Here is a 17999-nt window from a genome sequence, read left to right on the forward strand (position 1 = left end):
GAAGGTCAACCCCGCCCGGCGGTCGCGCGGACCGCCGGGTGCGCGGGGACGGGTTCAGCGGGCGAGGGTCTCCTCGGTCACCGCCCACAGCCGGGTCGCGGCGTCCTCGTCCAGCGCGTGGGGCGCGACACCGTGCCGGGCGTCGGCGACACCCCGGACGGCCTCGTTGCAGTCCTCGAAGTACCGCCCGCCGACGCCCTCCAGCAGCGGCGAGGTGGCCAGCAGCACCGAGGTGGCCGCGCCCTGCTCCGGCGTCTTCCACCGGAAGTCGGTGGCGCCGGTCCGCGCGCGCAGCAGGTCGAGCTCCTCCTGGGTGATGTGCCGCTGGAGGTTGGTCCTGATGCCGCCGGGCATCAGGGCGTTCGCGGTGATCCCGTCGGCGGCCCACCGCTTGGTCGCCTCGATGGCGAACAGGACGTTCGCGGTCTTGCTCTGACCGTATGCGGACCACGGCTCATAGGGGCGGCGCTCGAAGTGGATGTCCTCGAACACCACGCCGGACCGGTGGTGGGCGCTGGAGCTGACCTGCACGACCCGGGCGCCCTCGGCGGCCAGGTGCCGGTGCAGCCCGGTGGTCAGCGCGAAGTGCCCCAGGTGGTTGGTGGCGAACTGGAGTTCCCAGCCCTCCGGCGTGCGGGTCTCCGGCGTCGCCATCACCCCCGCGTTGTTGACCAGGAGGTGCAGCGGACCGTCCCAGCCGGCGACGAACCCGGCGACGGACGCCTGGTCGGCCAGGTCCAACCGGGCCACGCGCACGTCGCCGCCGAGTTCCTCGGCCACCCGCCGCCCGGCGGCCGTGTCGCGCACCGCCAGCGTGACCTCCGCGCCCGCGCCGGCCAGCGCCCGCGCGGTCTCGACGCCGATGCCGGACGAGCCGCCGGTGACGACGGCCCTCCTGCCGGTCAGGTCGATGCCCCTCACGACCTCCGCCGCGGTCGAGTCCGCGCCGAACGGCGTGGTGATGCGCTCGCCCATGATCTGCTCCATCCGTCGTCCGTGGCCCCTACACTGAAGCGGAGGACCCTCCGGTAATTCCACGCTAACCGGAGGAGCCTCCGTTTTCATCGTGACCCCCGTCACCACGAGCACGAGGAGGCACCGTGTCGCGTCCGTTGCGCGCCGACGCCCGGCGCAACCGCGACCGCCTGCTGGCCACCGCGCTGGAGGCGTTCTCGACCGAGGGCGCGGACGTGCCGCTGGAGCTGGTCGCCAAGCGCGCGGGCGTGGGCATCGGCACCCTGTACCGCCACTTCCCCACCCGCGAGGCGCTGGTGGAGGCGGTCTACCGCAACGAGCTGGGCAAGCTGTGCGACGCCGTGCCGGAGCTGCTCGGCACCCTGCCGCCGGACCTCGCGACCAGGGCGTGGATGGACCGGTTCCTCGACTACACCGCCACCAAGCACGGCATGGCGGACGCCCTGCGCGCGGTCGTCGCCTCCGGCTCGGACCCGTACTCGGAGAGCCGCGAACTCCTGGTCGGCGCCATGACGCGGCTCCTGGCCGCGATGGGACGCACCGACCTGGAGCCGACCGACGTGCTGGTCACCATCGCCGGCATCGCCGGCGCGGCGGCCCAGCTCGGCGACCCTGGCCGCATGCTCGACCTCGTCCTCGACGGCCTCCGCCACCGGACCTGAACCCGCCGGCACGGGCCGATCACCCGCGCCACACTGGTGCGGTGCGCACCACGACCGAAGGAGGCCGCATGGCCCGGCAGCTACCCCCCTACCGGTTCGCCGGCGGCACCGCCGTCCTCACGGGCGCGGCGAGCGGCATGGGCGAACAGATGGCGTACGGCCTGGCCAGGCGCGGCAGCCGCCTCGTCCTGATCGACCGGGACGCCGACCGGCTGGCCGAGGTCGCGGGGCGCATCCGGGGCGTCGAGGTCGACGCGGTCGTGGCCGACCTGTCCGACGTGTCCGGGTTGGACGACCTCGTCGCCGACGTCCTGACCAGGAACCCGCGCCCCACGCTGCTGGTCAACAACGCCGGCGTCGCCCTCGGCGGCACCTTCGACCAGGTGAGCGCCGAGGAGTTCGACTGGGTGATGGACGTCAACTTCCGCGCCCCGGTGGCGCTCACCCGGCTGTTCCTGCCGCGCCTGCTGGACTCGCCCGGCAGCCACGTGGTGAACGTGTCGAGCCTGTTCGGGCTGATCGCCCCGCCCGGCCAGACCGCGTACTCGGCCAGCAAGTTCGCGCTGCGCGGCTTCACCGAGGCGCTGCGGCACGAGCTGGCGGACCGGGGCGTCGGCGTGACCAGCGTCCACCCCGGGGGCATCCGGACCCGGATCGCCGAGACCGCGCGCGTGGCGGGCGCCGCGGACGCGGCCGAGGTGGCGGCGGGCAGGGCCCGCTTCGCCAAGCTCCTCACCTACCCCGCCGACAAGGCCGCGGAGCAGATCCTGACCGGCGTGCGGAAGCGCAGGGGACGCGTGCTGATCGCGTGGACCGCCGTCGTCCCGGACGTCCTGGCGCGCCTGTTCCCCGCCTCGCACATGACCGTGGCCGCGCGCATCGGCTCGACCTCGCGCCACCGCGCCCGGCGCAGCACGACCTCGACCGGTTCCTGACCGGGCCGGCGGACCGGGATCGGCGAACCGCGGTGATCGGCACAACCGATCATCGAACCTCCTTGTCATGAATATGCACCCGGCCTGATGCATTCCTCACCGGACAGGCCGAACACGAGATCACCCATCCCGTCTCGATTGGCGAGAACCACTCGCGCCGTTGACCTGGCAATTACCGGGTCACCTGGATTACCGCGCTCCTACCGGCGGAAATAACCCGTGTATCTCCGCCGGGAATGCTGGTACTTGTGTAATGGCGGGGGTGACCGAAGGGGACGCGTCCACCCCGCGCCCGGTTCGCCGGGATGCGTCGAACCTGGGGGTTCCATGGCACAACGCGACATTCCTCGTTTCCCGGTCGTACCAACCACCGCCGACAACCGGCTCCCGTTCCCGCCCACCACGGGGGACGTGCACGAGCGGCGCGCCCGGCGGTCCTCCGCCCGGCACGCCCGAGATCACCGGTGACTCGCCGGCGGCGGACCCCGTAGGGGCCGACCGCACCGGGGCAGGCCAGGAACCTCGGCCTCCCCGAGGTGGTCCGGGGTCTTGCCGGGCCGGTGTTGCCGCCTGGGCGGCCGCCACGGCTGACGCTGGTCGTCGTGGCGGTCCACTCCCGGCGAGGGCGTTCCGGGTCCCGCCGGGACGCCGGCCCTCGCGGAGCGCGGTGCGCACCCCGCGCCGCGCCACCGCGAACGGCGAGTCAGTGCTGGAGGACGTGGCGCCCGACCGCGCCGCCGGTACCCGCTACCGGCTCACCGGCCGGGCCGACCACGCCGGTGGGGCCCGGTCCCCGGTCCTCCCGGGGACCGGGCCCCACCACCCGCCCCGCGCGAGTCGTACCCCCAGCCCAACCGTGTCGTACGCCCAGACCACGCGAGTCGTACGTTCAGGACCACCGTGTCGTACGCCCAGACCACGCGAGTCGTACGTTCAGGACCACCGTGTCGTACGTTCAGGACCCCTGAGTTCTACGTCCAGGTCAGCCCGAGGCCCCGGCGTGCCGGGCCCACTCCCGGTGGAACCCCCGCACGTGGCGGGTCACCCGCGCCGCCGCCAGCTCGGCGTCCCCCGCCCGCACCGCGCGCAGGATGCCCCGGTGCTCGCGGCGCAGCCGCACGGCCGTGCGCGACCAGTCGGGCAGGGCCCGCACCGCGTCCAGCACCGTCCGGTGGATCGCGTCACGCAGGGCCGCCATCACGGCGGTGTTCACGGCGTTGCCCGCCGCCGCCGTGAGCGCCACGTGGAAGTCCGCGTCGAGCTGGTGGAACGCGTCCGCGCCCAGGTCCGGCGCGTCCATGCGCACCAGCAGGCCGGCCGCGCGCGCCAGCTCGGGGTGGTCGGGCGTGGCCGCCGCCGCGCGCACCGCGTGGCTCTCGATCATCACCCGCGTGTCCACCAGGTCCGCCATCGGCAACCGGCGCGTGGCCAGGTGCAGCCGCAGCGCCGCCCCGATCCCGCCCGCCGGGTCCGCGATCACCGTCGTCCCCGCGTCGGGCCCGGACCCCACGCCGCTCCGGACCACGCCCATCGCCTGGAGCACCCGGATCGCCTCGCGCACGGTCGCGCGGCTGACACCCAGCTCCTCGGCCAGCCGCCGTTCCGCGGGCAGCTGCTGCCCGACGCCGAGCCTGCCCGCGGTCAGCTCCGACTCCACGTGCCGCAGCACCGCGTCGTACCCGGACACCGCACACCTCCCTGTGGTCAGACCACAGCCTGGTGTGGTCTGACCACAGAGCCTAGACTCCCGTGGCGTGAGAGTCGCGCTGTTCATCACGTGCCTGGTCGACGGCCTGTTCCCGGACGTCGGCAAGGCCACCGTCCGGCTGCTGGAACGGCTCGGCCACGAGGTGGTCGTGCCGCCGGCCCAGTCGTGCTGCGGCCAGATGCACATCAACACCGGCTACGCGGCCCAGGCCCTGCCGATCGTGCGCAACCACGTCAAGGCCTTCGAGCGGGCCGACGTGGTCGTCGCGCCGTCCGGGTCGTGCGCGGGCTCGGTGCGCCACCAGCACGCCGCGGTCGCCCGCGAGCACGGCGACGCGGGGCTCGCCGAGGCCGCCGAGGACACCGCGAGGCGCACCTACGAGCTGTCCGAGTTCCTGGTGGACGTGCTGGGCGTCACGGACGTCGGCGCGTACTTCCCGCACCGCGTCACCTACCACCCCACGTGCCACTCGCTGCGCGTGCTGAAGGTCCGGGACCGGCCGTTGCGGCTGCTGGAGGCAGTGGAGGGCATCGACCTGGTCGAGCTGCCCGACGCCGAGACGTGCTGCGGCTTCGGCGGCACGTTCGCCCTGAAGAACGCCGACACCTCCACCGCCATGCTGGCCGACAAGATGAGCAACGTCATCGGCACCCGCGCCGGCGTCCTCACCGCCGGCGACTCGTCGTGCCTGATGCACATCGGCGGCGGCCTGAGCAGGCTGCGCAGCGGCGTCCGCCCGCTGCACCTCGCCCAAGTCCTGGAGCACACCCGATGAGCACGTTCCTGGGCATGCCCGCCGGTCGCGGCAACCTGACCGGCGCGCCGTTCCCCGAGGCCGCCCGCGAAGCCCTCGGCAACGCGCAGCTGCGCCGCAACCTCGCCAAGGCCACCGCCACGATCCGCGGCAAGCGCGCGAACGTCGTGGGCGAGCTGCCGGACTGGGCCGAGCTGCGCGCGGCGGGCGCGGCGATCAAGGACGAGGTGCTGGCCGACCTCGACGAGCACCTGGTGCGGTTCGAGGAGGCGCTGACCGCGCGCGGCACGCACGTGCACTGGGCGCGCGACGCCGACGAGGCCAACCGGATCGTCACCGGCCTCGTCACGGCGACCGGCACCCGCGAGGTGATCAAGGTCAAGTCCATGGCGACCGCCGAGATCGGCCTCAACGAGGCGCTGGCGGACGTGGGCGTGCACGCCGTCGAGACCGACCTGGCGGAGTTGATCGTCCAACTGGGCCGCGACCGGCCGAGCCACATCCTCGTGCCCGCGATCCACCGCGGCCGGGCGGAGATCCGGGAGATCTTCCGGCGCGAGATGCCCGGTGTGGACCCGGACCTGACCGCCGACCCGCGCGCGCTCGCCGAGGCCGCCCGCGCGCACCTGCGGCGGAAGTTCCTGACCGTGGACGTGGCGATCTCCGGCGCGAACTTCGGCATCGCGGAGACCGGGTCGCTGGTGGTGGTCGAGTCCGAGGGCAACGGCCGGATGTGCCTGACGCTGCCGCGCACGCTGATCAGCGTGGTCGGCATAGAGAAGCTGCTGCCCTCGTGGCGGGACCTGGAGGTGTTCCTCCAACTGCTGCCCCGGTCGTCCACGGGCGAGCGGATGAACCCTTACACGTCGGTGTGGACCGGGCCGACCGAGGGCCAGACGAGCCACGTGGTGCTGGTGGACAACGGTCGCACGGCCACGCTCGCCGACCCCGACGGCCGGGCCGCGCTGCGGTGCATCCGCTGCTCGGCGTGCCTGAACTCGTGCCCGGTGTACGAGCGCACCGGCGGCCACGCGTACGGCTCCACCTACCCCGGTCCGATCGGCGCGGTGCTGTCGCCGCAGCTGACCGGTGTGGAGCGGAACCCGACGCTGCCGTTCGCGTCGTCGCTGTGCGGCGTGTGCTACGACGTGTGCCCGGTGGCAATCGATATACCTTCGATGCTGGTGCACCTGCGGAAGAGGGTGGTCGAGGCCAAGGGCGGCACGCCCGAGTCGACCGCGATGCGGGCCCTGGCGTGGGTGATGTCGGACGCGCGGCGGTGGCGGCGGTTCGCGCGGCTGGGGCGGTTCGGCCGGACGGCGAGCAGGCACGTGCCGCTGCCGGGGTGGTCGACGGCCCGGGACCTGCCGCAGCCTCCCAGGCAGACTTTCCGCGACTGGTGGGAGGACCGATGAGCGCGCGTGACGAGGTGCTGGCCAGGGTCCGGCGGGCCAAGGGCGGCGCGGCGGGCCCGGCGCCCCGCGCCTACCGCGCGGCGGGCTCGCGGGGACCCGGCGACGTCGACCTGTTCGCCGAGCGGCTGCGGGACTACCGGGCCCGCGTGCGCGTCACGTCCGCGGAAGACCTGGTCGACACCATCGCGGCCGCCCTGCGCGAACGCGGCGCGAGCCGGGTCGTGGCCGCGCCCGGCGTGCCCGCGGACTGGGCGCCCGGGGCCACCCGCACCCCGGTGGACGTGGACGCCCTGGAACGCGCCGACGCCGTGCTCACCGCGTGCCACGTCGCCATCGCCGAGACCGGCACGATCGTCCTGGACCACGCCGCCGCCGACCAGGGTCCCCGCGCCCTGACCCTCGTGCCCGACTACCACCTGGTGGTGGTCCGCGCCGCCCAGGTCGTCGCCGGCGTGCCCGACGCGGTGGCCGCCCTGGTCGGCGTCGACACCCAGACGTGGATCAGCGGCCCGTCCGCGACCAGTGACATCGAGCTGGAACGCGTCGAAGGCGTCCACGGCCCCCGCACCCTGGAAGTGGTCATCACCCTTTAGAACCGCGCGAGTCGTACACCCGGGTCGACCGTGTCGAACGCTCAGGACCCCCGAGTTCCACGTTCAGGCGTGCGCGAACGTGGAACTCAAGGGTCCTGGACGTACGACACGGTGGGTCTGGACGCACGACTCGCGCGGTTGGGCTGGGACGTCCCAGGTGGTGGGAGGAGGTGTCCGGAATCGCGGAGGCGACTACCATCGCACGTGCGGTCGAGAGGCGCTGCAACGGGTGAAGAACCCGCCACGCTCGGTCGCGAGCGACGACGAAAGGGCGCCTCCCAGACCACGGGAGGCTTGCGTGTCGGAAAACGCCCTGCGGGAGCTGCTGGACCAGCGCGTCGCCGTGCTCGACGGCGCATGGGGCACGATGCTCCAATCCGCGGGCCTCTCCCCCGCCGACTTCCGCGGCGACCTGCTCGGCGACCACCCGCACGACGTCACCGGCGACCCCGACCTGCTCAACCTCACGCGCCCGGACCTCATCCTCGACGGGCACCGCCGGTACCTGGCCGCGGGCGCGGACATCACCACCACCAACACCTTCACCGCGACGGGCATCGCCCAGGCCGACTACGGCCTGGAGCGGCACGTCCGCGACATGAACCTGCGCGGCGCCCAGCTCGCCCGCCAGGCCGCCGACGAGGTGGGCGGCCGGTTCGTCGCCGGCTCCGTCGGCCCGCTCAACGTCACCCTCTCGCTGTCGCCGCGCGTCGACGACCCGGCCTTCCGCACCGTCGACTTCGACCGGGTCCAGGCCACCTACGCCGAGCAGATCGGCGCGCTCGCCGAGGGCGGCGTCGACCTGCTGCTCATCGAGACGGTCTTCGACACGCTCAACGCCAAGGCCGCCGTGGCCGCCGCCCGCGAGGTCGCGCCGCACCTGCCGCTGTGGATCTCGGTCACCATCGTCGACCTGAGCGGCCGCACGCTGTCCGGGCAGACCGTCGAGGCGTTCTGGAACTCCATCGCCCACGCGAACCCGCTGGTCGTCGGCGTGAACTGCTCGCTGGGCGCGACCGAGATGCGCCCGCACGTCGTCGACCTGGCGCGCCTCGCGGGCACCTACACCGCCAGCCACCCGAACGCGGGCCTGCCCAACGCGTTCGGCGGCTACGACCAGACCCCGGAGGAGACCGCCGAGCTGCTGCGCGGCTTCGTCGACGAGGGCGTGGTCAACATCGTCGGCGGGTGCTGCGGCACCACCCCGGAGCACGTCGAGCGGATCGCGCGGGCCGTCCGGGGCACGACGCCGCGCGCGGTGCCCCGCATCGGGGACCGGACCCGGTTCAGCGGCCTGGAGCCGTTCGAGATCGGCCCGGACACCGGTTTCGTGATGATCGGCGAGCGCACCAACGTGACGGGCTCGGCGAAGTTCCGCAGGCTGATCGAGGCCGACGACCACCAGGGCGCGGTGACCGTGGCGCTGGAGCAGGTGCGCGGCGGCGCGAACCTGCTGGACGTCAACATGGACGCCGACCTGCTCGACAGCGAGCGGGCGATGACCACGTTCCTCAACCTGATCGCCACCGAGCCCGAGATCGCCCGCGTGCCGGTGATGGTCGACAGCTCCCGGTGGAGCGTGCTGGAAGCCGGCCTGAAGTGCGTGCAGGGCAAGGGCGTGGTCAACTCGATCAGCCTCAAGGAGGGCGAGGAGCCGTTCCTGGCCCAGGCGCGCCGCATCCGCGACTTCGGCGCGGGCGTGGTGGTGATGGCGTTCGACGAGAAGGGCCAGGCCGACACCACCGAGCGCAAGGTGGACATCTGCGGCCGCGCCTACGACCTGCTCACGCGGGAGGCCGGCTTCCCCGCCGAGGACATCATCTTCGACCCGAACGTGCTGGCGGTCGCCACCGGCATCGCCGAGCACAACGGCTACGCCAAGGCGTTCCTGGACGCGATCCCGCTGATCAAGCGGCGCTGTCCGGGCGCGCGGATCAGCGGCGGCATCTCGAACCTGTCGTTCTCCTTCCGCGGCAACGACACCGTGCGCGAGGCGATGCACTCGGCGTTCCTGTTCCACGGCGTGCGCGCGGGCCTGGACATGGGCATCGTCAACGCCGGCCAGCTCGCGGTCTACCAGGACATCCCGCCCGACCTGCTGGAGCTGGTCGAGGACGTGCTGTTCGACCGCCGCCCGGACGCCACCGACCGGCTGGTGTCGTTCGCCGAGACCGTGGCGGGCAAGGGCACCAGGCGCGTCGTGGACCTGTCGTGGCGCGAGGGCACGGTGGCGCAGCGCCTGGAGCACGCCCTGGTGCACGGCATCGTCGACCACATCGAGGCCGACACCGAGGAGGCCCGCCTCCAGGCGAAGCGCCCGCTGGACGTCATCGAGGGCCCGCTGATGGACGGCATGAAGGTCGTCGGCGACCTGTTCGGCTCGGGCCGGATGTTCCTGCCTCAGGTGGTGAAGAGCGCGCGCGTGATGAAGCGGGCGGTCGCGCACCTGGAGCCGTTCATGGACGCGGAGAGGGACGCCGAGGGCAACCCCACGGGCGCGCCGCGCGGCAACGGCAAGGTCGTGCTGGCCACGGTCAAGGGCGACGTGCACGACATCGGCAAGAACATCGTCGGCGTGGTGCTGGGCTGCAACAACTACGAGGTCGTCGACCTGGGCGTGATGGTGCCCGCGGCGAAGATCCTCGACACCGCGGTGATCGAGGGCGCGGACGTGGTCGGCCTGTCCGGCCTGATCACGCCGTCGCTGGACGAGATGGTGTCGGTGGCGGCGGAGATGCAGCGGCGCGGGCTGAAGCTGCCGCTGCTGATCGGCGGCGCGACCACGTCCCGGCAGCACACCGCGGTCCGCATCGCCCCCGTGTACGACGAGCCCACGGTGCACGTGCTCGACGCGTCGCGCGTGACCGGCGTGGTGTCGGCCCTGCTGGACCGCGACCGGGCCGAGGAGCTGGCCGAGGCCAACCGGGTCGAGCAGCAGCGGCTGCGCGAGGAGCACGAGAACCGGCACAGCACGCCCCTGCTGACCGTCGAGCAGGCCCGCGCCAACGCCGAGGACGTGCCGTTCGGCGAGCTGCCGACGCCGGCGTTCACCGGGGTGCGCGTGGTCGAGCCGAGCCTGGCCGAGCTGCGCGGGATGATCGACTGGACGTTCTTCTTCCTGGCCTGGGAGCTGAAGGGCAAGTACCCGAAGGTCCTGGAGAACCCGGCCGCGCGGGAGCTGTTCGACGACGCCACCGCGATGCTGGACAAGATCGTCGCGGACGGTTCGCTGCGCGCGCGGGGCGTGTACGGCTTCTGGCCCGCGCACTCCGAGGGCGACGACGTCGTGGTGGACGGCGTCCGGTTGCCGATGCTGCGCCAGCAGACGCGGAAGCCGCAGAGCCGCCCCAACCGCTGCCTGGCCGACTACGTGGCCCCGGAAAACGATTTCCTCGGCGGGTTCGCCGTGTCGATCCACGGCGCGGAGGAGCTGGCGGCGGAGTACGAGGCCGAGTACGACGACTACCGGTCGATCATGGTCAAGGCGCTGGCCGACCGGCTGGCCGAGGCGTTCGCCGAGCACGTGCACCTGAAGGCCCGGCGCGAGTGGTTCGAGCCGGACGCCGACCCGGCGCTGGAGGACCTGCACGCGGAGCGGTTCCGCGGCATCCGGCCCGCGTTCGGCTACCCGGCCAGCCCGGACCACAGCGAGAAGCGGGAGCTGTTCGCGCTGCTGGGCGCCGAGGAGCTGGGGACCGCGCTGACCGACTCGTTCGCCATGACGCCGGCGGCGAGCGTGAGCGGGTTGATCTTCGCGCACCCGGACTCGCGGTACTTCACGGTGGGCCGGATCGGACGCGACCAGGTCGAGGACTACGCCCGCCGCCGAGGCGCCCCGCCGGCCGAGGTGGAGCGCTGGCTGCGCCCGAACCTGGCCTACGAACCCGAGGCCTAGAGCGGAGCAGCACTGCTCGACCCGCACGGGCCGAGCGGCGCACATTCCCGCCCGACCGCCCGGGTAAATCGTTTTCCACGGTCCTGGTGAATCGTTTTCCACGTGAATCGCCGTCCACGGCGAGGGGCCCCGCCCGGAGAACCGGACGGGGCCCCGTCGTCGGACCACCTCAGACCGAGACCGGCTCGCGCTCCTCGGCCCGGGTCTCCGCCCGCTTGGCCGCCTTGCGCTCCTTGCGGCCCTCGACCATCGAGTACAGCGTCGGCACCAGCACGAGCGTCAGCAGCGTCGAGCTGATCAGGCCGCCGATCACCACGATCGCCAGCGGCTTGCCGATGAACGCGCCCTCGCCGGTGATGCCCAGCGCCATCGGCAGCAGCGCGAAGATCGTCGCCGCGGCGGTCATCAGGATCGGCCGCAACCGCCGCCGACCGCCCTCGACCACCGCCTCGCGCACCGGCATCCCGTCCCGCCGGTACTGGTTGACCAGGTCGATCAGCACGATCGCGTTGGTCACCACGATGCCGACGAGCATCAGCATGCCGATCAACGCCGGCAGGCCGAGCGGGGTGCCGGTGAGCAGCAGCAGGCCGATCGCGCCGGTCGCCGCGAACGGGATCGACACCAGCAGGATCAGCGGCTGCACCAGGCTGCGGAACGTGGCCACCATGATCAGGAACACGATCGCGATGGCCGCGAGCATGGCCAGGCCCAGGTCGGCGAACGTCTCGGCCTGGTCGGCGCTCACGCCGCCGATCTCGTAGGACGCGCCGCCGGGCAGGTCGAGGCCCTCCAACCGCGAGGTCAGGTCGGCGGTCACCGCGCCCAGGTCCGAGCCGGTGGCCTTGGCCGACACGGTGGTGCTGCGCGCGCCGTCGGTGCGCCGCACCTGCACCGGGCCCTCCACCACGGCCACGTCGGCGACCTGGCCGAGCGTGACGCCGCCGGGCAGCGGCAGGGCGCGCAGCGCGTCCACGTCGCCCGGCGCGGCGCCGGTGCGCAGCACGACCTGCTGCGACCGCCCGTCGAGCGGCAGCTCGGCCACCGGCACGCCGCGCAGCGCCTGCGCCGCGAACTGGCCGATGCTCTGGCTGGTCAGGCCGCGCGCGGCGGCCGCGTCCTGGTTGACGGTCACCTGCACGCGCGGCGCGCTGACGCCCAGGTCGTTGGTCACCTCGCCCACGCCGGCGGTGCCCGCGACGGCCTCCTGCACCCGGTCGGCCGCGGCGCGCAGGGTGTCCGCGTCGGGCGCGGTGACGAGCACGTCGATGCTGTCCGAGCCGAACCCGGCGGCGGCGGCGCCGAAGGTGACCTCGCCGGTGCCGGGCATACCGGCCAGCCGCTCGGTGAGCCGGTCCTGCAACGCCTCCAGGTCGGTGCCCTCGCGCACGGTGGCGTTCACCGAGGTGTCGCCGCTGCCGCCGAACCCGAACGCGGCCAGGCTGTTGTCCGTGCCGATCGTGACCTGGTAGGTCTCGATCTCCTCGGTCTCGGCGAGCACGCCCTCCAGCTCGCGGGCGGCCTCGTCGCGGGCGGCCAGGCTGGTGCCGGGCGGCAGCTCCTGGCTGCCCTGGAGCGCGGTGCCGCCGGAGTCGTCGATGAAGTTGGTCTGCAACGACCCGGCCAGGCCGAGGGTGCCGCCGAAGATGAACACCGCGATCACCAGCGTCAGCCAGCGGCGGGTGGTGGCGAACTTCAGCACCGGCACGTAGGTGCGCTGGAGCGGGCTGCGCCGCTCCTTGTCCAGCACCGCCTGCCGGGCGCGCTCGGCGGCCTCCGGGTCCCCCGGCACGTCCGGGCGCTTGAGGAACCAGTACGCGAGCACCGGCACGATCGTCAGCGACACCAGCAGCGAGGCCAGCAGCGCCACGGTGACCGTGATGGAGAACGGCCCGAACAGCTCGCCCGCGATGCCGCCGACGAACGCGATCGGCAGGAACACCGCGACCGTGGTGAGCGTGGACGCGGTCACCGCGCCCGCCACCTCGCGCGTGCCGTCGAGCACGGCGCGCTCCTTGTCCTCGCCGTAGCCGAGGTGGCGCTTGATGTTCTCCAGCACCACGATCGAGTCGTCGACCACGCGGCCGACCGCGATGGTCAGCGCGCCGAGGGTGAGCAGGTTCAGCGACAGGTCGCCGGTGTAGAGGGCGATCAGCGCGACCACCACGGACAGCGGGATGGACACCGCCGTGACCAGGGTGGACCGCACCGACAGCAGGAACAGCAGGATCACCACGACCGCGAACAGCAGGCCGAGCAGGCCCTCGGTGGTCAGGCCGCTGATCGCCTTCTCCACCTCGGGGCCCTGGTCGAAGGCGATGGTGAGCCGGGAGTCGGCGGCCTCGCCCAGCTCGTCGAGCCGGTCGCGCACGGCGCGGGAGATCTCGACCGCGTTGCCGTCGGCGTTCATGGTGACGGTGACGCCGAGGGTGGGTTCGCCGTCGGTGCGGGTCAGCACGGTCGCGGCGGCGGGGACGGACTCCACCTGCGCCACGTCGCCGAGCCGGACCGGGCCGGCGGGCGAGGCGAGGGGCAGGGCGCGCAGGTCGTCCACCGAGGTGACCGGGCCGCCGACCTGGACGGTCAGCGCCTTGTTCGCGTCGGGCACGGTGCCCGCGGGCACCGCCGCGCCGGCGGTGGTGAGGGCGGCGGTCAGGGCCTGCGGGTCGACGCGCGCCGCGCCCAGGCGGGCGTAGTCGACGGTGACCGTGACCTGGCGGTCGCGCTCGCCGCTGACGGCGGCCTCGCGGACGCCGGGGATGGCCTCCAGCTCGGGCACGACCTCGGCGCGCAGCCGGGCGGCGGTGGCGATGTCGTCGTCGCCGGAGGTAGCGGCGAGCGCGACGACCGGGATGTCGTCGGTGCCGCCCTGCGCGACGGTGGGCTCGACGCCCTCGGGCAGGCGCGGGCCGAGCCGGTTGACCGCCTGCTGCATCTGCGTGACGGCGGCGTCGATGTCCGTGCCGTAGGTGAACATCACCTGGACGGTCGCAGAGCTCTCCTGCGAACGGGTGACCACCTCCTCGACACCGTCGACGCCGCGCACGGCCGCCTGGATCGGCTCCGCGACCTGGCTGTCGACCAGGTCCGGCGACGCGCCCGGGTACGGCGCGATGACCACCGCGGCGGGCAGTTCGATGGAGGGGAACAGCTGCTGCTTGATCGAGGGCAGCGTCAGCACGCCGAAACCGATGACGACGAGGCTGAGCAGCCCGACGAGACCTCGGTTGGCCAGGCTGAGCCGAGCCAGCACGGACATCTTGGGCATCTCCTTGGTGGGCGGACCGGCCGACGCCTCATCGCGCGTGGTCCGCGGGTCGGTGCGCGAACGCTCGCACACCCCTGCTGAGAACGGGCTCAGGGTCGGGGACGTCCCCATCCTCGTGACCTGCGGTGATCACCGTGACCCGATCATTCACGCGGATGGGTGATCTTTGTCACGGAGGCCGGGAACGTGGTCACGTTCCCGGCCTCCTCGTCCGCGACGGTGTGCCCTGCCAGACACCCGAGGTCGATTCGGCGCCGCCGCGGACCTGCGGACGAGGTCCGGCCCCCGTCCGCCGCAAGCATTACGCACGCGGCCCGGGATCGGTTCAGCGAGTCCCGCGAGTCCCGTCGGTGTGCCGAAGCCACAGCAGGCCCAGCACGGGCAGCACGAGCGGGATGAACAGGTAGCCGCTGCCGAAACCCGACCACACCGTGGCGTCCGGGAACGCGCCCGGGAACACCAGGCTCGCCACGCCGACCAGCAGCACCCCGGCCAGCTCGACCCCGCAGGCGAGGTAGGCGAGCCGCCTGGGCACCGCGCCCGCCAGCGCGGCGGTCGCCACCACGTAGACGACGGCCGCGAACGCCGACAGCACGTAGGCCAGCGGCGCCTGGTCGAAACGCGAGGCCAGCTGCACCGCCGACCGGGCGGTGGCGGCCAGCGCGAAGATCCCGTAGACGGCGATCAGCATCCGGCCCGGACCCGACCGCGTGGTCTCCTCCAGCGAGTCACCCATGGCCGGCCCACAGCTGGTTGAGCCGCAGGACCATCACCGGCACGCTCAGGCAGGCGACGGCCAGCACGCCGGCGCCCCACCGGGACCGCTCGGCCAGGGACCAGAACGCGCCCAGCGGCAGCACCACGGCCACACCGACCAGGTAGCCGATGAAGGTGGGCGTGTCGAGCTCCCGGTCGGTGCCGACCGCGGCGACGACGCCCGCGACGAGCTGCGCCAGCAGGCCGACCTCCAGCAGCACGACGACGCCGGCCAGGCCGAGGGTCGGCTTGGTGGCGAGGGTGATCGGCCGGTTGGCGACGGCCAGGACGAGCGACCACGCGGCCGCGACGAGCGCCACGACCACCAGCGCGGTCGCGAGGACTTCGATCATCTGGTCTTCCCCGGGTGGTGGACTACCCGCGCAACCTACCCCGCGCCGCGATCACGCCCCGAGGGCGACCCCGGACCGCCGCGCACCCCCGGTCCAAGCCGTTCAGGGGCTGAGCGCCTTGAGCACCTCGGCCTCGCGCCGCGCCACGACGGCTTCCGCCACCCGCGCCACCACCTCGTCGAACACCGGGTCCCGGTAGTAGTCGCCGTGCCCGCGCAACGGCGAGGCCACCATGTCCGGGTCGGGGTCGAGGAACTCCGGGTCGCGCAACCGCACGTCGTACCCGCACCGCACGCCCCACAGCTTGTCCCCCGCGCACACCCGCTCGTCCTCGGTGGACCCCCAGGCCTCCACCGGCCCGCCCAGCGGGTCGGTCAACCGGTGCACGTTCCACCACCGGCCCTCCAGCTCCGCGTGCAGCGAGCACAGCTCGGCGTGCCCCAGGTAGTGCGGGAACAGCCGCGAGTAGGCCCACTGCAACTGCGACCCGTAGGTCACCAGGCCGACCCGGCGCAACGCCTCCCGCGCCTCCGCCTGGGCGATGTAGCGCCGCCCGTCGGCGGGATCGGGCCGTTCGGCCTCGCGCCTCAGCAGCGCCAGCGCGGCGAAGCACACCACGCTGCCCTGGCTGTGCCCGGACAGCACCACCGCCTCGACACCGTGGTGACCGGCCAGCCGCACCGCCCGCGAGGTCAGCTCGATCGTGGCCCGCCCGCCGTACGGGGGCGGGCAGATGGGGTGCGCCGCGCGCGGCCAGAACGCCACCAGGTCCCACACCACGCCGACGGCCGTGCGCATCTTGCCGCTCTGCCACGACCTGAGCCCCAGCACCAGCAGCACCAGCACGAACCCGGACACCACGAGGCTGCCCAGCCCGCCCAGCTCCTGCGCCGGGCGCGACGACAGCCAGTCGGCCAGGCCCGGCGGCGGGGTGGCCCGCCAACCCGGCACCACCAGCCGCGCCAGCGCGATCGCGCCGCTCGCCACCACCAGCACCCCGCCCAGCGCGGCCAGCGCGCCGAGCACCCAGTGGTAGCGGTACTTGGCCGAGGCGAGCCGCCTGCTCAGGACGACCTTGGCGATGCCCGGCCTCGTGGGCGGGCCCGGGTAGTCCTCGCACACGCCGGCGCGGACCTCCTCGCCCACCGCGTGGCGCACGGCCGACCACGCGCCCACCGCCCACAGAGCCGCCGCGCCGGCCAGGACGGCCCAGAACGCCCAGTCCGGCGTGGACGTCCACCTCAGCGCGACCGCCGCGCAGGCCAGCGCGGACCCGGCCGCGAGCACGAGCGCGCTGGACGCCTGCCGCACCATCGCCGCCACGACCGGGCCCAGCAGCAGCGCGAACCCGATCGCCAGCACGCCCCACAGACCCGCGCCGAACAGGTAGCTGGTGCTCAGCTCCAGCCCCGACCGCCCGGTGGGTGCCGGGGCGCCCAGCCACTCGACCACCCGGTAGGCCAACCCGCCGCTGAACCCGACCGCCAGCGTGGTCGCGAGCGCCGCGATCACCACCGCCCCGTACCCGTGCCACAGCGGCCGGAACCGCGCGTCGACCGCCATCAGCTCGGCGCCGCGCCGGGAGCGCCGCATCCCCGCGCACGCCGCGAACAGCGCCACCAGCAGCAGCATCGCCAGCGCGGCCAGCAGGTTGGTCACCGCCTCGAAGCCCGCCAGGCGCGGCGCGGGACCGGTGGGCAGGCGCCACAGGAACGCGGCCGACAACCCGGTCGCGAGCAGCAGGTACAGCGCCGCCGCCCACTTGAGCGGCCTCGTGTTGACGGCGCGCCGGTCCGGGGAGGCGACCACGCAGCCGACCGCCCACGCCAGCAGCGCCAAACCGACGCCGATCACCGACCACGACAGCGCGCCGTCGGGCAGGGCGGTCCGCACCGCGCCGGCGTGCAGCACGCCCAGCACCACGCAGGACGCCGCCACGTGCGCGTCGCGCAGCACGGGCGTGCGCGGCGAGGTGTGCCAGAACGCGTAGTCGCCGAGGCTGCCGGCGTGCGTCTCCCACCGGTGGTGCGTGCCGCGCGGCTCGTACAGGAAGGTCTGCCTGCCGAACCACCAGAGCACCGCGACCACCAGCACCGGCGGCGCCGTCCCGAGCAGCAGCACCGCGCCGAACGGCCAGTCGGCGAAGGACCCGAGCCAGGTCTGCTCGGCCCGGCACGCCGCGTCGGCCGCGCACTGCCGCACCAGCAGCTCCAGCGACACGTAGCCGACGGTCGTGACGAACATGCAGGTCAGCACCAGGCCGAGCAGCCGGAGCACCGCCTCGGCGAACCGGCCGGGACCCAGCAGGGCGTACCGGGCGAGGTTGAGCACGGCGAACGGGGCCATCAGCAGCCACAGCGCCCGGTTCGCGCCGCCCGAGGTGAACCGGCCCCAGTGGAACGCCTCGACCACCCGCTCCCGCGCCGGCCGCTCGCCGGGCAGGGTCGCGGCGGGTCGGGCGGCCCGCAGGAACCTGGCCACGTCGTCCCCCGCCACGGGGGTGGGGAACGGGTCGCCCAGCACGTGCTCCGGCGGGGTGCCGGACACGCCGTGGACCCGCAGTTCGACCACGTCCTCGGGCTTCATGCGGACACCTCCCGGCTGTTGCCTACCGGATCGCCCGATCCGGCGCGGCCGTTTCCGCCTGGAGGCACCCGGCCGGGTGAACAGGTGACGATGAGAGCA

At 73.6% G+C, this 17999-nt stretch carries 12 protein-coding genes; 6 read left to right on the forward strand and 6 right to left on the reverse strand.

Annotation, left to right across the window (positions count from 1 at the left end; translation table 11 throughout):
* Positions 1 to 54: 54 nt before the first annotated feature.
* Positions 55 to 975 (reverse strand): SDR family NAD(P)-dependent oxidoreductase, encoded by a 921-nt coding sequence (locus ABD223_RS08915; RefSeq protein ID WP_344035523.1) that lies wholly within the window; start codon positions 973 to 975, stop codon positions 55 to 57.
* Positions 976 to 1100: 125 nt separating this feature from the next.
* Here ABD223_RS08915 and ABD223_RS08920 point away from each other — a divergent pair, with 125 nt between their 5' ends.
* Together ABD223_RS08920 and ABD223_RS08925 are read left to right on the forward strand one after the other, a co-directional pair.
* A complete protein-coding gene (locus tag ABD223_RS08920) occupies positions 1101 to 1637 on the forward strand; it encodes a TetR/AcrR family transcriptional regulator (protein ID WP_344035524.1) in 537 nt (178 codons plus the stop codon).
* Between the two features lie 41 nt (positions 1638 to 1678).
* The gene (locus tag ABD223_RS08925; RefSeq protein WP_344035525.1) at positions 1679 to 2572 is read left to right on the forward strand and encodes an SDR family NAD(P)-dependent oxidoreductase; all 894 of its coding nucleotides are present in this window, start codon (positions 1679 to 1681) and stop codon (positions 2570 to 2572) included.
* A gap of 982 nt (positions 2573 to 3554) precedes the next feature.
* On the opposite strand, the gene ABD223_RS08930 is transcribed toward ABD223_RS08925, so the two are convergent.
* Entirely contained in the window at positions 3555 to 4259 is a 705-nt protein-coding gene (locus tag ABD223_RS08930) for a FadR/GntR family transcriptional regulator (RefSeq protein WP_344035526.1), read from the reverse strand.
* A 67-nt stretch (positions 4260 to 4326) separates the two neighbouring features.
* Here ABD223_RS08930 and ABD223_RS08935 point away from each other — a divergent pair, with 67 nt between their 5' ends.
* The 4 genes from ABD223_RS08935 (at position 4327) to metH (ending at position 10937) form a co-directional block, all read left to right on the forward strand.
* Positions 4327 to 5055, forward strand: a complete 729-nt coding sequence (locus ABD223_RS08935; protein ID WP_344035527.1) for a (Fe-S)-binding protein — start codon at positions 4327 to 4329, stop codon at positions 5053 to 5055.
* Entirely contained in the window at positions 5052 to 6449 is a 1398-nt protein-coding gene (locus ABD223_RS08940; protein WP_344035528.1) for a lactate utilization protein B, read from the forward strand. The genes ABD223_RS08935 and ABD223_RS08940 overlap by 4 nt, the downstream gene beginning before the upstream one ends.
* The gene (locus tag ABD223_RS08945; RefSeq protein WP_344035529.1) at positions 6446 to 7042 is read left to right on the forward strand and encodes a LutC/YkgG family protein; all 597 of its coding nucleotides are present in this window, start codon (positions 6446 to 6448) and stop codon (positions 7040 to 7042) included. Before ABD223_RS08940 ends, ABD223_RS08945 begins: the two co-directional genes overlap by 4 nt.
* Positions 7043 to 7340: 298 nt before the next feature.
* On the forward strand, positions 7341 to 10937 hold the full coding sequence (gene metH / locus ABD223_RS08950) for a methionine synthase (protein WP_344035530.1): 3597 nt from the start codon (positions 7341 to 7343) through the stop codon (positions 10935 to 10937).
* A 169-nt stretch (positions 10938 to 11106) separates the two neighbouring features.
* Here metH and ABD223_RS08955 read toward each other — a convergent pair whose 3' ends face one another.
* The 4 genes from ABD223_RS08955 to ABD223_RS08970 form a co-directional block, all read right to left on the reverse strand.
* Positions 11107 to 14196 (reverse strand): efflux RND transporter permease subunit, encoded by a 3090-nt coding sequence (locus ABD223_RS08955; protein WP_344035532.1) that lies wholly within the window; start codon positions 14194 to 14196, stop codon positions 11107 to 11109.
* Between the two features lie 334 nt (positions 14197 to 14530).
* Positions 14531 to 14941 carry a hypothetical protein gene (locus ABD223_RS08960; protein WP_344035533.1) on the reverse strand — a complete coding sequence of 137 codons (411 nt, stop codon included), beginning with the start codon at positions 14939 to 14941 and terminating at the stop codon, positions 14531 to 14533.
* Positions 14934 to 15314 carry a hypothetical protein gene (locus tag ABD223_RS08965; protein WP_344035534.1) on the reverse strand — a complete coding sequence of 127 codons (381 nt, stop codon included), beginning with the start codon at positions 15312 to 15314 and terminating at the stop codon, positions 14934 to 14936. Before ABD223_RS08965 ends, ABD223_RS08960 begins: the two co-directional genes overlap by 8 nt.
* Positions 15315 to 15416: 102 nt before the next feature.
* A complete protein-coding gene (locus ABD223_RS08970) occupies positions 15417 to 17900 on the reverse strand; it encodes a hypothetical protein (protein ID WP_344035535.1) in 2484 nt (827 codons plus the stop codon).
* Positions 17901 to 17999 lie beyond the last annotated feature (99 nt).

The organism is Saccharothrix xinjiangensis (assembly GCF_039527585.1).
In the GTDB taxonomy this organism is placed as follows: Bacteria; Actinomycetota; Actinomycetes; order Mycobacteriales; family Pseudonocardiaceae; genus Actinosynnema; species Actinosynnema xinjiangensis.